This is a genomic window from Desulfonatronospira thiodismutans ASO3-1 (assembly GCF_000174435.1).
Taxonomy (GTDB): Bacteria; Desulfobacterota; Desulfovibrionia; order Desulfovibrionales; family Desulfonatronovibrionaceae; genus Desulfonatronospira; species Desulfonatronospira thiodismutans.
In genome coordinates this window covers 812885-827939 of sequence record NZ_ACJN02000002.1, presented here as the reverse complement: position 1 = coordinate 827939, position 15055 = coordinate 812885, and the positions used below count along the sequence as shown (strand labels likewise).

General features: G+C 54.2%; 13 protein-coding genes. 4 read left to right on the top strand and 9 right to left on the bottom strand.

Translation table 11 applies throughout. The annotated features are described in order from the left end of the window. Nucleotides 1–32 precede the first annotated feature (32 nt). Nucleotides 33–1247, bottom strand: coding sequence for an MFS transporter (locus DTHIO_RS10000; protein WP_008870172.1), 1215 nt, complete (start codon nt 1245–1247; stop codon nt 33–35). A 502-nt stretch (nt 1248–1749) separates the two neighbouring features. Between DTHIO_RS10000 and DTHIO_RS09995 the strand changes: the two genes are divergently transcribed. The 3 genes from DTHIO_RS09995 (at nt 1750) to DTHIO_RS09985 (ending at nt 4856) form a co-directional block, all read left to right on the top strand. Next, nucleotides 1750–3741 carry a BCCT family transporter gene (locus DTHIO_RS09995; protein WP_008870171.1) on the top strand — a complete coding sequence of 664 codons (1992 nt, stop codon included), beginning with the start codon at nt 1750–1752 and terminating at the stop codon, nt 3739–3741. 413 nt (nt 3742–4154) lie between these two features. Further along, complete coding sequence (locus tag DTHIO_RS09990; protein ID WP_008870170.1) at nt 4155–4451, top strand: antitoxin; 297 nt, start codon at nt 4155–4157, stop codon at nt 4449–4451. A 12-nt stretch (nt 4452–4463) separates the two neighbouring features. Further along, nucleotides 4464–4856, top strand: coding sequence for a PIN domain-containing protein (locus DTHIO_RS09985; protein ID WP_244156352.1), 393 nt, complete (start codon nt 4464–4466; stop codon nt 4854–4856). Between the two features lie 131 nt (nt 4857–4987). On the opposite strand, the gene DTHIO_RS09980 is transcribed toward DTHIO_RS09985, so the two are convergent. The 5 genes from DTHIO_RS09980 to DTHIO_RS09960 all read right to left on the bottom strand — a co-directional run bounded on the left by DTHIO_RS09980 (nt 4988) and on the right by DTHIO_RS09960 (nt 11843). Further along, entirely contained in the window at nt 4988–7447 is a 2460-nt protein-coding gene (locus tag DTHIO_RS09980) for a DNA internalization-related competence protein ComEC/Rec2 (protein ID WP_008870168.1), read from the bottom strand. 181 nt (nt 7448–7628) lie between these two features. Beyond that, nucleotides 7629–9758, bottom strand: a complete 2130-nt coding sequence (locus DTHIO_RS09975; protein WP_008870167.1) for a DNA translocase FtsK — start codon at nt 9756–9758, stop codon at nt 7629–7631. Between the two features lie 20 nt (nt 9759–9778). Continuing rightward, nucleotides 9779–10336, bottom strand: a complete 558-nt coding sequence (efp, locus tag DTHIO_RS09970) for an elongation factor P (protein ID WP_008870166.1) — start codon at nt 10334–10336, stop codon at nt 9779–9781. 215 nt (nt 10337–10551) lie between these two features. Beyond that, on the bottom strand, nt 10552–11013 hold the full coding sequence (locus tag DTHIO_RS09965) for a type II 3-dehydroquinate dehydratase (protein WP_008870165.1): 462 nt from the start codon (nt 11011–11013) through the stop codon (nt 10552–10554). A 2-nt stretch (nt 11014–11015) separates the two neighbouring features. Continuing rightward, nucleotides 11016–11843 (bottom strand): hypothetical protein, encoded by an 828-nt coding sequence (locus DTHIO_RS09960; protein ID WP_008870164.1) that lies wholly within the window; start codon nt 11841–11843, stop codon nt 11016–11018. A gap of 131 nt (nt 11844–11974) precedes the next feature. On the opposite strand from DTHIO_RS09960, the gene yihA reads away from it, so the two are divergent. Then, a complete protein-coding gene (gene yihA / locus DTHIO_RS09955; RefSeq protein WP_008870163.1) occupies nt 11975–12595 on the top strand; it encodes a ribosome biogenesis GTP-binding protein YihA/YsxC in 621 nt (206 codons plus the stop codon). Here yihA and DTHIO_RS09950 read toward each other — a convergent pair. From DTHIO_RS09950 to DTHIO_RS09940, 3 genes are read right to left on the bottom strand one after another with little or no spacing between them, the layout of a single operon-like run. Continuing rightward, the gene (locus tag DTHIO_RS09950; protein ID WP_008870162.1) at nt 12557–13624 is read right to left on the bottom strand and encodes an LptF/LptG family permease; all 1068 of its coding nucleotides are present in this window, start codon (nt 13622–13624) and stop codon (nt 12557–12559) included. The genes yihA and DTHIO_RS09950 overlap by 39 nt on opposite strands. 24 nt (nt 13625–13648) lie before the next feature. After that, on the bottom strand, nt 13649–14821 hold the full coding sequence (gene lptF, locus DTHIO_RS09945; protein WP_008870161.1) for an LPS export ABC transporter permease LptF: 1173 nt from the start codon (nt 14819–14821) through the stop codon (nt 13649–13651). After that, complete coding sequence (locus DTHIO_RS09940; protein ID WP_008870160.1) at nt 14818–15012, bottom strand: hypothetical protein; 195 nt, start codon at nt 15010–15012, stop codon at nt 14818–14820. Before DTHIO_RS09940 ends, lptF begins: the two co-directional genes overlap by 4 nt. Nucleotides 15013–15055 lie beyond the last annotated feature (43 nt).

Here is a 15055-nt window from a genome sequence, read left to right as displayed (position 1 = left end):
GTCTTCATTTTGATTCTTCTATCTTCTGGCATCTAACTCCGGGGGGCAGGGGCAAAGCGTGCCAGAACCCCGCAGGTCAGAGTTGTTGCTGCCAGAATGGCAGCCAGAATATTTATGCCCAGCCCCTGATCCAGCAGAAAACCCGCCAGCAGAGGAGCAGCCGCTGTAGACAGAACCACCGCTGACTGAGCCATGGCCCTGATGGAGCCCAGGTGAAGCAGACCGTAGCGCTCCGCCCAGACAGCCCCTCCGGCTGTAGCGGTCATGCCGTGGGTCATGCCCATGAGCCCCAGGTAAACATATGCCACCCATATCCCCTGGAAAGCCGCAAGTATCATCAGGCCGGCTGCCATGGGCAGCACCGCCAGAGGCAGGGTTTTGCCCGCACTGATGCGGTCCACCAGGGGACCTGTCCCCAGAAGCGCTCCCAGGTGCCCCGCAGCATAACAGGTAAATGCCGTACCCACAACATGCATGGACCATCCCTGCATGGAGGCAACGGCAGCCTGGTGAAACAAAAGGGCTGTGACCATAAACGGTGAGGCCAGAATCGCAGGCAGGACCATGTAAAAACCCCTGTCCCTTACCACCTCTTCCCGGGTGTGGCTTCTAAGAGAGTCTTTGGCTTCTTTGCCCGCCAGGTCCTGAACAGGAGCTGGTATATCCCTGGTCAGATAATACAGCAGGGGCAAAACCATCAGCACCAGGAATCCGGCAGAGGCCAGCCAGGGAACATGCCACCCCCAGAGAGCAGCCATGAACACAGCACTGGCAGGCAGGACAGCTTCAGCCAGGGGAAATCCCGAGCCGGCCAGAGCCACTGCCTTGCCCCTGTGAGCAGAAAAATACCTGGCAGCCGTGGTCATGCCCATATGCCCGAAAAGACCCTGCCCACCGAAGCGTATGCAGAAAAAACCAACACTTAGCAACAGCACCCCGCCCTTGAGGCCCACAAGCAGGCACCCCAGGGCAAGAATGGCTGTGGCCAGCAGCACAGCCCTGGAAAGAGGCCAGATATCAACCAGCCTGCCGAACTTGAAGAGCATGGCCGCACTTACCAGGGTGGCCAGGCTGTAGATACTGCCGTAAGCAGTGTGCGAAAGCCCGGCAGAGGTACGGATTTCTTCCCCGAAAACCGAGACGAAAAAGGTCTGTCCGAACCCGGAAACCGCCACCGCCAGCATGGCAAAAAGCGCCAGGCCCGGTTTTTGCCTGATAAAATCCGGTAGAATATTCATTCTGTCCATTGGGCATGTTCCTTAATCCTCTTTGCATCCCGGGTCAAAGTCTATCCTGTAAGCTATCTGGTGAAAAATATATCAAGGCTTGAAGAATTTTTTTTCAAGGAGTACAAAGAGTAGCACTACAGCGAAACTTATTTATTGACCTCCGGGGACTGGATCTCCCCGCACTTATTTTTAAAACCTGTTAATCATCCTTCAGAAAAATAAGTGCGGGGGTGCCTGTCCCCAATTGAGATACCATACTGTATTTTATAAGTTTCGCTGTAGTGGTAGGCGCTTAACAAAAATATCGGAAAAACATGTTGGCAACTGTTTTCTCATACCCTGCCTGCTCCTCCGTATAGGATTACTGGCCCGGCGTTAACTCCCCTCCTTAGCCAAGGAGGGGCCGGGGGTGGTTGTATGAAATCCCTTCCTTTTTCTGAATTTGCCCAGAAGGGGCCTCTTTTCCGCGCAGGGTCAAGGAAACAGCCCAGAATATTTATCCAACCTCAGGAGCATTCCAATGGAAGAAAATACCTCTCCCCTGTCCACAGAAAAATCGTGGATCAAAATCAATCCGGCTGTTTTTTTCAGTTCCGCCCTTCTGACCATTATTTTCGTTGTACTGACAATAAGCAGTCCCGAAAGAGCCGGTGAAATCTTTGGCAGTGTTCAGGGATGGATAGCCGAGTCCGTCGGCTGGTTCTACATTCTCTCCGTGGCCACTTTTCTGGTTTTTGTTATCTTCCTTGGAGTGTCCTCCCTGGGCACCATAAAGCTCGGCCCTGACCACAGCGAACCTGACTATACATATATATCCTGGTTTGCCATGCTTTTTTCCGCCGGCATGGGTATCGGGCTCATGTTCTTCGGAGTGGCCGAGCCGGTCATGCATTACCTGAGCCCGCCGGTGGGTGAAGGGGGTACTCCTGAAGCGGCCCGGGAGTCCATGAAGATCACCTTCTTTCACTGGGGCCTGCACGCCTGGGCCATCTATGCAGTAGTGGCCATCTCCCTGGCCTATTTCGCCTTTAGGCACAATCTCCCCCTGACCATCCGCTCCGCATTTTATCCCCTAATCGGGGAACGTATTTACGGACCCATAGGCCATGCCGTGGATACCTTTGCCGTACTGGGGACCATGTTCGGGGTGGCTACATCTCTGGGACTGGGAGTGACCCAGATCAACGCCGGACTGGAATATCTTTTCGGTGTACCCATAGACATCTGGGTGCAGATCCTGCTTATAGCCGTCATCACTGTCATTGCCACCATTTCCGTGGTCATGGGCCTGGACGGAGGCATTAAACGCATATCCGAGCTGAACATGATCCTGGCTGTGGGCCTGGTGATTTTTGTACTCATTTTCGGGCCGACGGTCTTTTTGATGCAGACCTTCACTCAGAATACCGGGGCCTATATCGCAGACCTGGCTGAAATGACCTTCAACCTGCATGCCTATGATCCCACGGACTGGATAGGGGGCTGGACCCTTTTTTACTGGGGCTGGTGGATAGCCTGGTCCCCCTTTGTGGGCATGTTCATCGCCCGGGTCTCCCGGGGCCGCACCATCCGCCAGTTTGTAGTGGGTGTGCTCATGGTCCCGGTGGGCTTTACCTTCATCTGGATGACCTTTTTCGGCAACACCGCCCTGCACATGATCATGATCCAGGGAATGACCCATCTCGGGGATGCAGTCAGCGAAGATGCAACCGTGGCTTTGTTCAGGTTCTTTGAGCACCTGCCTTTGTCCACAATAATATCCTTTATCGCCACCATCCTGGTGGTCACCTTTTTCGTCACCTCCTCGGACTCCGGCTCGCTGGTCATCGACATGCTCACCTCCGGAGGCGAGGAAAATGCGCCTGTCTGGCAGCGCATTTTCTGGGCCACATCCGAAGGAGTCGTGGCTGCAGTGCTCCTTGTAGCCGGGGGTCTGGGGGCCCTGCAGACGGCTTCCATTGCCAGTGCCCTGCCCTTTACAGCCATAATGCTTCTCATGTGCCTGGGGCTTTACAAGTCGGTGCGCATGGAAGTGGTCAAAAAAGTCACTTTGAAGCACGCCACAACCATGCCTTATTCTTCCCAGCCGGGTTCATGGAAGAAAAGGCTCAAGACTCTTGTCTATCAGCCCACCAAAAAGGAAGTTTTGAACTTTATCCAGCAGACCGTGTGGCCGGCCATGGAAGAAGTGGCCCAGGAAATGGAGATGCGGGGCATACAGACCAGTATTCAGGAAGGCGAGGATGGCCGGGTCTGGCTGGAGGTCCTGCATGGGGAGGAGATTGACTTCTTCTACTCGGTACGGCCCAGGGAATACGAGCCCCCGGCCTTTACCCTGCGCGCCACCAGCGTCAATAGACCCGGGCAGGAACGCAAATACTACCGCGCCGAGGTGCACCTGCGCGAAGGCGGTCAGGACTACGACATCATGAACTGGACAAAGGATCAGATCATTACCGACATCCTGGACCACTATGAAAAGCACCTGCAGTTTCTGGATGTCGTGCGCTGATATAAATCCGTACCCTGAAAGCAGAGAAAAACATATGCCACCTGAATAATTGTCCCTGCAGCGAAACTGTTTTATTGACCCCCGGGGACAGCCATGTAATTATTTTTTCTGTAACCGTTCGAAACCATTCGTAACCATTCAGGGAGTCTTCGGTGGTGACTCATGTCATTAGGCCAGGGGACTGTCCCCGCTGAGTAATGACTGTGAAGCTTCACTTAATTTCGCGTCTGTACTTTTTGTATTCGTGAAGGAAAAGTGTCGCGGGGACTGTCCCCTTGGCCGGTACCTGCCCCCTGAATGGTTACAATCATCCAGGGCGTATTAATACGGCAAAGAAGTAAACTTGACAAAATTAGAGTGTAGCATATACCCATGTATATACTAAATAAAAGTTAAGCAGGAGGACAACGGATATGAAAAAAGAAACACGCACCGCCAGGTTATTTAAAAACGGTAGCAGCCAGGCTGTTCGCCTCCCTGCTGAGTTTCGTTTTGATGGCCATGAGGTATATGTTACTCGAGATGAAACAACAGGGGATGTGGTGCTTTCCAGCAGCCCCGGTGCTAATACCTGGGAAGATTTTTTCGATCTGATTCACTCCTTGGATGTGCCTGAAGATTTCATGACGGAGAGGCCCATGAATATTCTTCCTCAAGAAAGCGGTGTGTTTGATGATGCTGTCAACCTTGAAACTGACAAAGCAGTATGAATCATGCTTTACATGCTGGATACTGACATCACAAGCTATCTCATCAAGGGGCAATCTCCTGATCTTGAGGCAAGACTGAAGAAAATACTGCCTGCCAGGATTTGTATTTCAGTGATGACCCGCGCTGAGTTGAAATATGGCTTGAAACGCTTGCCTGCTGACCACCGTCTGCATCTGGCTGTGCACCACCTCCTTAAGATTGTTCGGATTTTGCCCTGGGATGTCGAGGCAGCTGACTGGTATGCCGGCATCCGGTATCAGCTGGTATCAACCGGCCAACCCATTGGTGAACTGGATATGATGATTGCGGCTCACTCATTATCTGCTGGAGCTGCGCTGGTTACAAACAATGTCCGCCACTTTCAGCGAATAAATGCCCCTCTGATCCTGGAATGCTGGGGGTAACGCTGATTTGTTCAGATGCACCTGCAAAGACGTGACTGCAAAAAGTCAAAAAAACAAAGAGCTATGGAGTTGGTTTACTGCTGCATTATTGGCGTTTCCACCTGTTGCGGCAGGTCCATCTGAAAATGCACTCAATACCAGTACGGTACTCCACCAGGGCCGGTTCTGTCCCTGGCCCAGCGGATGACTGGATCACTGTCCGGACTGTCCCAGGTAAAAATCACTTCCCCGTGCACGGCAGTGTCATACATGGAAATATCCAGATCCCTGATTATATTTCTGACTTCCTGGTGCGGTACTCCGAACCTGTTCATGAATCCCCGGGAAACCACTGCAAGCTCCGGGTCCACCCGGCGGTAGAACTCCGGGTCAGCGCTGCTGCGGCTGCCGTGATGCGGCACCAGCAGGACCCGGGCCGAAATATCCTGTTCCGTATCCAGAAGATCCTCCAGCCCCCGGGCCTCGATATCCCCTGGAATAAGGGCCAGCGGCCGGCCTTTCCAGATCAGCCGCACAACCAGGGACGAATCGTTCAAGAGCTCGTACTTGTCAGGGTCCCCAGGATGCAGCACCTCCAGAGCAACTGCCCCGTCAAACTCCAGGACATCGCCTTTGCCCGGCACCCCTTCCTGCACCTCCTGCCTGTCCAGGGCTTTTTTCAGGCGCAGCCGGTCCTGTTCAGCCGGCCAGATGGAATTGTGCAGGTATTTATCCGCCCCCAGGTACTTCAAAGGATAAAAGAGCCCGCCGTAATGATCCACGTGAGCGTGGCTCAAAACCACTTTGTCCAGTCTCTGGGGACGGGTGCGCCAGGTGAGCGACGGGGTTACCACGGCTCGGCCCAGGTCAAAATCCGGGTTCCAGCTGCCTCCGCCGTCCACCATAATCCTTTCTTCACCCGGAAGCTCCAGTACAATGCCCTGCCCCTGTCCCACATCCAGCACCCGCATTGTCAGGCTCTCATCCTGAATCTGTCCCGCCCGGGGCACAATCACAAGACACAACATCAACCCCAGACCCAGAAGGACGCGCTCTTTCTTCCACTCAATAGACCCGGCATGTATAATGATCCCCAGGAGCAGATAATAGGCGAATATCTCCACCCATGCAGGACGATAAGTGATGATGGGGTGCAGAAGATCCTTGCTGTGCATAAATTCCAGGGCGGATATGAAATACCCCAGAAGGTGCCCGGCAAGGCCCAGCAGAATATCCCCGGCAAAAGTCAGTCCCGGTACAGTGGAAACAATAACGCCTGCAAACCCGGCGGGTAGCACCAGAAAGCCAAGCACCGGCAGCCAGATGAGGTTCAGGTAAAGATGAGGGCTGAAATAGTTGAAAGTCCAGGCCTGAATGGGCAGCAGGGCCACATTGGCGGCCAGGGTCACCCCGGCCAGCCCAAGAAAATACTTGAACACCCTGGAAACCCCTTTTTCCTCCATGTTCTTGAAAAGCCTTTCCACCAGGGGGATGATCAGGGCTATTCCCGCCACAGCCATGACTGACAGCTGCAGCCGCAGGTCGAATACAGACCACGGATTGTACAGGGTGATGGCAGCTGCGGCCATGAAAAGCCCGTCCAGGAGCACCCGTCGCTGATTGGCAAAGAGATACCACCCCCAGCAGGCAAGCATGATCCCGGCCCTGATAAGCGTTGGCTGAAACTGGCCCATCCACAGGTAAACAATGCATATGGGAGCAGCCACGAGGATTCCCAGCTTCATGAAGGGCAGCCGCAGGTAAACTCGAGGGTACAGGTATCCAATGCCCGCAGCCAGCAAAAAACCCATGCCGGCCATGATGCCCAGGTGCAGCCCGGAAAGGGCCAGGGTATGGGCCAGGGATGCCAGACGTACCCATTCCAGCACTTCCGGCTCCAGCATGGATCGGTCACCAAAAAAAAGAGCCAGACCCATTGCCTGGATCCTGGCTCTTTGTTCTTCATCTACGCCTTCAAGATGCAGTCCCTGCAGGGTCCTCTCCTTGAGGCGGCTGCGCATTACATGGCTTCTGCCCGGTTCACGGTCCACACGGTGCCAGAAATGCTCTCCCTCGGCAAAACTCCTCCAGAAAACACCCTGGGTACGCCAGAAAAACTCGCTGTTCCAGACCCCGAAATTGGCCATGCCCTGCACCGGCCTGACATTTACGTGAGCCTGGAACTTCTGCCCCGGAGCCGCCTCTACTGGAGCATCTTTCCAGGTGAAAACAAGTCTGCCCGGAAGCTTAACAGGCTCCCGGTCCGGTTCAATGAGCAGGTTTTTCAGAATAAGGCGCTGTCTGTCCCCGGGCTGGTAACTCACAGATTCCACTTCACCCTGCAGCCACACCCGCTCCTGGGCCTGGATGGGATCCGGGATATAACCAGGCGGGTCTGGAAGTCTGAACCAGGCCAGCAAAAAAGCCGCCATAAACACCCCGGCCAGGATCATATTGCGCCAGACGTCCCTGAAGGGGAGAAAAAGCAGGACAAGCAGCAGGCCTGCAAGACCTGCCAGAGGATATTTCAGGGTCCAGATGCCCAGGACATAAGCCAGAACAAACTTTTGCCAGGGCAACAGCCCCTTGGGGGTCAGGGTCTGGGCAACCATTCAAAGGGTCCTCGGTGTTGATTGCTGGCACAAGGCCTGGGGACTGTCCCGCACTTATTTTTTTCCTGATGAACCATTTTCAGCTTTTGGCGCTGGAAAAATAAGTGCGGGACAGTCCCCAGGTCAATTCCGGCACCCCCCTGAATGGTTACGGACCTGGAAATGCTGCACTGATTCTCAGCTATTTTGGTTTGAGCACCTGCCTGGGCCTGCTGCCATCCGACGGTCCCAGGATACCGTCTTTTTCCATCTGTTCAATAAACAGGGCCGCCTTGTTGTAACCTATGCGGAAACGGCGCTGGATAAGGGAAATTGATCCCTTGCCCTGTTCCTGAATGAACTCCACCGCCTGGGCATACTTGGGATCATCCACCACCGGATCCGACTCGAAGTCCTGACCGTTCTGACCGTTTTCACTGTTTTTCCACTCATTGAAATCCAGTTCAAACTCAGCCCCGGCCTTGTCCTTCCAGAACTGCACCACCGAAGCTATCTCCTCTTCCTGGACAAAGGCCCCGTGGATCCTTTGCATCTGCCCTCCGGCGCTCTTGAAGAGCATATCCCCGTGCCCCAGCAGGTATTCCGCGCCCACGCTGTCCAGAATGGTCCGCGAATCATGTTTGGAGCTTACCTGAAAGGCTATCCTGGAGGGAAAGTTGGCCTTGATTATGCCGGTGACTACATCCACCGAAGGTCTCTGGGTGGCCAGGACAAGGTGAATTCCAGCCGCCCTGGCCAGCTGGGCCAGGCGGACGATGCCCATTTCCACTTCCTTGCCTGCGGTGAGCATGAGATCGGCCATCTCATCCACCACGATCACCAGGTAGGGCATGGACTCCTGATCTTCAAAGCCTTCCGGGGGATTGTCCCCGAAAGAGGCCAGCTTCTGGTTATAGCCTTCTATATTGCGCACACCCAGGGCGGCCATGCGGTCGTAGCGTTTTTCCATCTCGTAGATGGCCCAGTCCAGGGCGGTCTTGGCCAGGTTCATGTCTGTAACCACGGGATGCACCAGATGGGGCAGGTCGTTATACACTGCCAGTTCAATGCGCTTGGGATCAATAAGCAAAAACTTGAGTTCCCGGGGCGGGTATCTAAAAAGAAGGCTTAGAAGAAGGCTGTTGAGGCACACGCTTTTGCCAGCTCCGGTAGCCCCGGCCACCAGCAGGTGCGGCATGCGTGAAAGGTCCTCCACCCTTGGCCTGCCCTGGATATCCTTGCCCAGGGCCAGAGGCAGCTTGTGTTTGGAGCGGCCGAAATCCCCGGACTCCAGAATCTCCTGAAGATAGACTGTCTGCCGGTTGTCATTGGGTATTTCCACGCCCACGGTGTCCTTGCCCGGCAAAGGGGCCACAATGCGCACTGCAGCCGCCTTCAGGGCCAGGGCCAGGTCGTCGTGCAGGTTGGAAATGCGGCTTATCTTGACTCCCGGGGCGGGCTTGTACTCCAGCATGGTCACCACCGGGCCGGGCTGCACACGCTGCACCTCGCCCTGCACAGAAAAGTCCTCCAGGCTGGATTTTACTGCCTGGGCAATCTCATCCAGCCTGGTCTGATCCACTTTTAAAACATCATCAGGTGCAGAGGTCAAAAGCTCCAGGGGAGGAAGATCATACCTGCTGGTATCTATATTGCCCGGACTTGCCTGTGGTGCAGGCGGATGAGGGTCAGCTTTTTTTTTGCCCTTGCCGGAGGAGGAGCTGTTCTGCTTTTTTGGGGCCTGCCTTGCAGACCCGGTTGAATCTGAAGAACTGTCGCGGTCACGTTCTTTTTTGTCAGGCATGAGAACAGCCAGCCTGTAAAGGCCTCCTCCCCAGGAAAAACCGGTGGCCAGCTGAATCCCCATCAGGGTCAAAAACCCCCCTGCAATAAGTATCCCCCAGAAGCCAAGGGCTTCAAAACCGGCCTGATACAACTGACTTCCGGCAAATCCTCCGCCGCTTATTTCCATATCCTGCGTGAAAGCCTGCACCCGTGGAAATTCCGCCCAGACGATAAGTGCTGCAAAGCAGAAAAAAAGCCCCAGCCAGCGCCACCAGGCAAGTTGGAGCACCGGCCAGAAAAGATAGAGCCCCAGGTAGACGAAAAACAACGGCACCACCAGGCTGCCTACCCCCAGAAGCTCCACCAGGGAGCCTCCCAGGTATGCGCCCACGGTTCCTGCAGGGTTTTGAACCGTGTGTGCGCTGCCCACTTGCTGGTTGAATGTGGGATCCAGAGAAGAGTACCCCGCCAGGCTTACCCCCAGAAGCAGGGCCAGAAAAAACATAACTGTGCCGGGAATTTCCCTGTAGAGCCTGCTGCCGTCCATGATTCGCCCTGACAATCTGTTTATTCCCGGCCCATGTATTCTTTGGTGCGGGTGTCCACTTTGATTCTTTCTCCCTCGTTTATAAACAGGGGCACATTGACCGCAATGCCGGTCTCCAGCCTGGCAGGCTTGGTCCCGCCGGTTACAGTGTCCCCCTTCATTCCCGGCTCGGTCTCGGCCACCTCCAGGATTACCGCTGCGGGGATCTCGATGTCTATGGGGTTGCCGCGGTAAATCAGGGCCTTGACGGTCTGGCCGTCTTTGAGAAAGCCCCCTTTCTCTCCCATGCTTTCATCGTCCACCATGAGCTGCTCATAACTGCCCATATCCATGAAGACATAAGCGGTGCCGTCATGGTAAAGATACTGCATCTCCCTGGACTCCAGGTCCGGCTTGGCCACCTTTTCCCCGGAGCGGAAGGTCTGGTCCAGCATGCCTCCTGTAAGCAGGTTCCTGAGCTTGGTGCGCACAAAAGCCCCGCCCTTGCCGGGCTTGACATGCATAAAATCCACGATCTCGTAGGGCTCATTCTCGATCTCGATTTTCAGTCCTTTGCGGAAATCAGTAGTGGAAAGCATTCATCCTCCTTTATATATGACATGGGGCTTGGGGCATGGAGCATGGGGCCTGGGGCCCCTGGCTCTTAATCCCTCGATCCTTGAATTCCTGAATCCCCCAATCCCTCAATCCCTCAATCCCTAAATCCCTAAATCCCTAAATCCCTGCATTCCTCAATCCCTCAATTCCCCAATTCCCCAATTTCCCAATCCCCCAATACCTAAATCCCTAAATCTTACAAACTATCCAGATACCAGACCAGCGCCTCAAGCCCCAGAACATAACTCATGATGCCGAATCCGGCAATGACTCCCAGGCTGTGGGCTGCGGTCAGGTTCTGTCTGCGGATCTCCTCCCGGCTCCAGATGTTACTCAGGTGTACTTCCACGTGGGGGATATTTATCCAGGCCAGGCAGTCCCCCAGGGCCAGGCTGGTGTGGGTATAGGCCCCGGGATTGATGACCAGCCCCTGCACATTGTCCTTCCAGGCCTTTTCCAGCCTGTCAATGATCTCCCCTTCGCCGTTGGCCTGAAAATAATTGAGCTCTATCCTGTCTAGAAGCCCGGGGCGGTCCTTTTCCAGGATGGTCTGCACAGCGTCCATGCCGCGGGTGCCATATGTACCCGGGTCGCGCCGGCCGATATAGCCGAGGTTGGGTCCGTTTACCATCAATACAGTGTACTTTTCCCCGGGCATGGCTACTTTTTCCTCCACAGTTCAGGGTCATCTTCAGTCGGCTCATCTTCTTCGGGGCTGATGCGCATTCTGGGCTGCACCTGGACTTCTTCGTATTCGGGCTCATCTTCTTCATGCACACCCTCCACTGACAGGTAACTCAGCAAAATCAGATCACCGGGCCTTACTTCGCGCCTTGTTTCCAGGATAATCCCCCGGCCCAGGGTGCCTGAAGGGTTTTCATGCCACTTCATTTGTGTATCTGACTGCAGGACCTGCTGCAGCTTTCCCGAGCCGAAGACCTTCAAAAGCAGCCGGCCCTCTCTCTCGGTCCTTCTGGCCACGAAAAAGTAGGCCGGTCCCTTTTCCGGATACCTGTCAAACAGCTCGACATCTATTTTATCCCGGGTTGCAGCTATTGTCTTGTCCTTGTCAAAGGCGACGATTTCGCCAGCCAGACTCCAGTGGGGTATGGTGCTCAACATGCAGGTGAATTCCTGGGACTGAGCATCGGTCATGGAGGCCTGAACCGGCTCTATTTCCCCGCTTGTGCGCACAAAAACCGTACCTGAACCGGGTGAGCCCATTCTGCCGGGACGCACCAGGGGTTCCCGGTTTATAACCTTCCTGGCATTGATACTGAAACACTTGTCCGCTCCGTGTTCCCAGAAGGCCTTCTCCAGGGTGGCAAACTCATCTATTTCCGCCGGATCAAGGCTGACCTCGAACCGGGCCTGTTCGTAAAATTCTTCTCCAGGATCCTGCAGGTAAAAATAGTTCTGCACCGGTTCTTCGCGGGCGCAGGAAACAGCAAACAGCAAAAGAGAAGATAAAAGCAGTTTTCTCCACATATGCACCTCGATGCGGAAATGCTTAAGATTTACAACCGGACCTTTCATCACTACAATCAATGCATTGTGACATTGAGCATAATAACAATCCGGCCCCAGGTCAGAACAACCCGACTTCAGGAAAATCATCTATGTATTTGACGTTAAGACTTGAAACCACGTCCTACACCAAAGATCAGCTGCGCTTCCCTGACCTGCCGCAGATCGCCCTGGCCGGGCGCTCCAATGTAGGCAAATCATCCCTGATAAACAGTCTGGCCGGTCAGAAAAAGCTGGCCAGAATCAGTTCCACCCCGGGAAAAACCAGGAGCATCAATTTCTTCCTGGCTCCACAGGAAAATTTTTACCTGGTGGATCTGCCCGGGTACGGCTACGCCCGCTGCTCCAGGGTGGAGCGTGAAAAGTGGGGCGAACTCATCCAGGAATACCTCCAGGACAACCACCACCTGGCGGGCGTGGTTCTTCTTCTGGATTCGCGCATTTCGCCCCAGTCCAGCGACCTGGACCTGGCCCATTACGTGGATTCCCTGCAGACCAGGCTGCTGCCGGTGCTTACCAAGGCGGACAAGTGTAACCAGAAACAGAGACAGCTGGCCCTGAAGCGCTGGCAAAAGCTTCTGGAGCGGGCCCACAAGCCCATCCTTTTTTCAGCCCGGACACGGCAGGGGCAGCAGGCCCTTCTGGAGGCCATAAAAAATCTGGTACAAGCCGGGTCATCTCCTGTCCATCCAGAAAAGCTGCAGCAGGCTTAAAATCCCGAAAAACACATTGGCTGTCCAGGCGCCGACAAAAGGTGCTGTCACGCCTTCTTCAGCATAACTTACCCCGAACACATATACCGTGTAGTAAAAAAAGACAATCACCAGCCCCAGGGTTACCAGGGCGTAAATATTTTTGATGCGGGTAAACAGGGCCAGGGCCAGCAGGGTCATGACCACCAGGGCAAAAGGATAGGCTATCTTGCTGTGCAGGGCGGTGGAGATCTTTTCAACGCTGGCCCCGCTTTCCTTGAGCTGATTTACCAGGGCGGATAGGGTAAATATGGACCAGGCCTGATAAGGCAGATCCGAGTCCACCAGGGCAAAAGACCTGAGATCAATTTTAACCTCCATCTCCATCTCCTGCAAACTCTGTCTTTCCAGGCTGTGGGGCTTGAATACAGTGACGTCGCGCAGCAACAACCGGTTTTTATGGACCTCGAATTCGGGCGCCTTGATTATCTCCTGTATCTTGCCCGGATCACTTTTTTTGTAGGCGGTAAAATCCTTTCCCCGGCCCTCGTTTATATGCGCACGTTCAATATGAATCATATAATCCCGGTCCTTGACCCAGACGTCCTCCAGACCCTCTACAGCGGCTTCCCTGTCACGCACGTCCTGGTTCCAGATCTGCCTTGTGACCTGCTCTCCCCTGACTCCCAGGGTCTCGGAAAAAACAAACAGCAGCATAAAAACCACAAGCGCGTAACCAATAAAGAAAACAGCAGGCTTTCTAAAGGAGATGGCACTGCTCTCCATGGCCACAAGCTCATTGCTGCGATGCATCATGGCCATCTGTATCAGAACTCCCAGCATAAATATGGCCGGCAGGGTCTGGGCAACAATAAGGGGCATCTTGAAGACAAAATACTCCAGCACCTGGAGCGCGCCAAGGCCTGCTTCGACCATTGCGTTCATGCGCCCTACGAAATCCACGATGAGATACACCATGGTCCCGGAAAAAAGCAGGACCGCGGTGTAGAAAAGATTCTGGCGCAAAAGATATCTATTTAAAACACTCATATCTGCATGCAGGGGAGCTTTTTTTTAATTGTTCTCTTGATTTTCATCTCTTTTGTGCAACCACGGGACAAAGCTTCGCAACACCTGCCCCAGGTCTATCTCGCGGCCCTGGGAATAGAAATAAAAACCACCCAGGGTCAGAACCAGGAAAAATATATTGGGCATCCACATGGCCAGGTCCGGATTCAGGGTACCGGCCTCTCCCAGGCCGTACACCGCGGTAAACAGGCTGTAGTAAATAAGAAAGCAGCTCATGGCCAGCAAAAGCCCCCAGTTGCGGCCCAGGCCCTGCAGGGTAAGGCCCAGGGGCACAGCGAAAAGCCCCAGAATCAGACATGCCAGGGGCAGAGAAAAACGCTTGTGCTCTTCCAGCACCGCCAGGCGGTACTGCCTGCTGTCAGCCTGGGCATCATCCTTGTAAGCCTGCAGTTCACCCCAGGACATCTCTTCCGGACGCTTGTCCCGCAGACCGGCATCGCCCAGAAGTGAAAAAAGATCCAGGCGCAGCCTGTATTCTCCAAAGGAAACCAGGCTGTGCTCCTCCTGGTCCTGGCGGTAGATCCGGCCATCATCCAGGATGAAATAGAGCATGCCTTCCTCTTTGTCACTGAGCATACGTCCTGTGGGGGCAACAATAGTCAAAGGGGCTTCCGGAACAGTGTCGTCGGAGATAAACACCTCTTTCAGCTCACTGGTCCCCGGGTCCCTGTTGTGAACATATATGGCCATGTCCGGGATCATGCGGTGAAACACTCCTGGCTGCATGCTGACTTCGGTCTGCTCCCGGACCATTTCCACCGCTGTCTCGCGAAAATTGTCTATGCCCCAGGAAGTAAGGTGCAGGGTTACGTACAGGGTAAACCCCATGGCTCCCAGGGAAAAAAGCAGGGGAGAAAGAACCAGGCTTCTTATGGATATGCCGCTGGTCTGCAGGGCAGTGAGCTCCCGGTCCGAGGACATGCGCAGAAAACACAGGAAGATGCTCAGCATGCAGGCTATGGGAATGACCATACTGAGAAAGGAGGGGCCAAGGTAGAAAAAGGACTTGATAACGTACAGTATCTGAATACTTTGCCCTACAAAGATATCCTTGAGGTCGATCATACGCCCGATGACTATCAGAGACAGCATAGAGGCCAGAGTCACCAGGAATATCGTTCCCACCTCTTTTATAATCTGCCGGTGCAGAATTTTCATTGGTTATCGTCTGAGCCCTGCTCGTTTTTCCTGAAAAATTTGTACAGAAACTCTTCGTCTCTTGGCCCCAGGTTGAAGCGCATGCCCGCTTCACCAAGGAGCCTGTCCAGGCTTTTGCCCTCCTGGATACCCTCGTCCACCCACTTTACAGCCTGCCTGACTTTTTTGTCTTCGGGCATTATGGTACTCATTTTCTCCTCCTGGGTTTAATAGCCTTGTACACCTCTTTTTCCC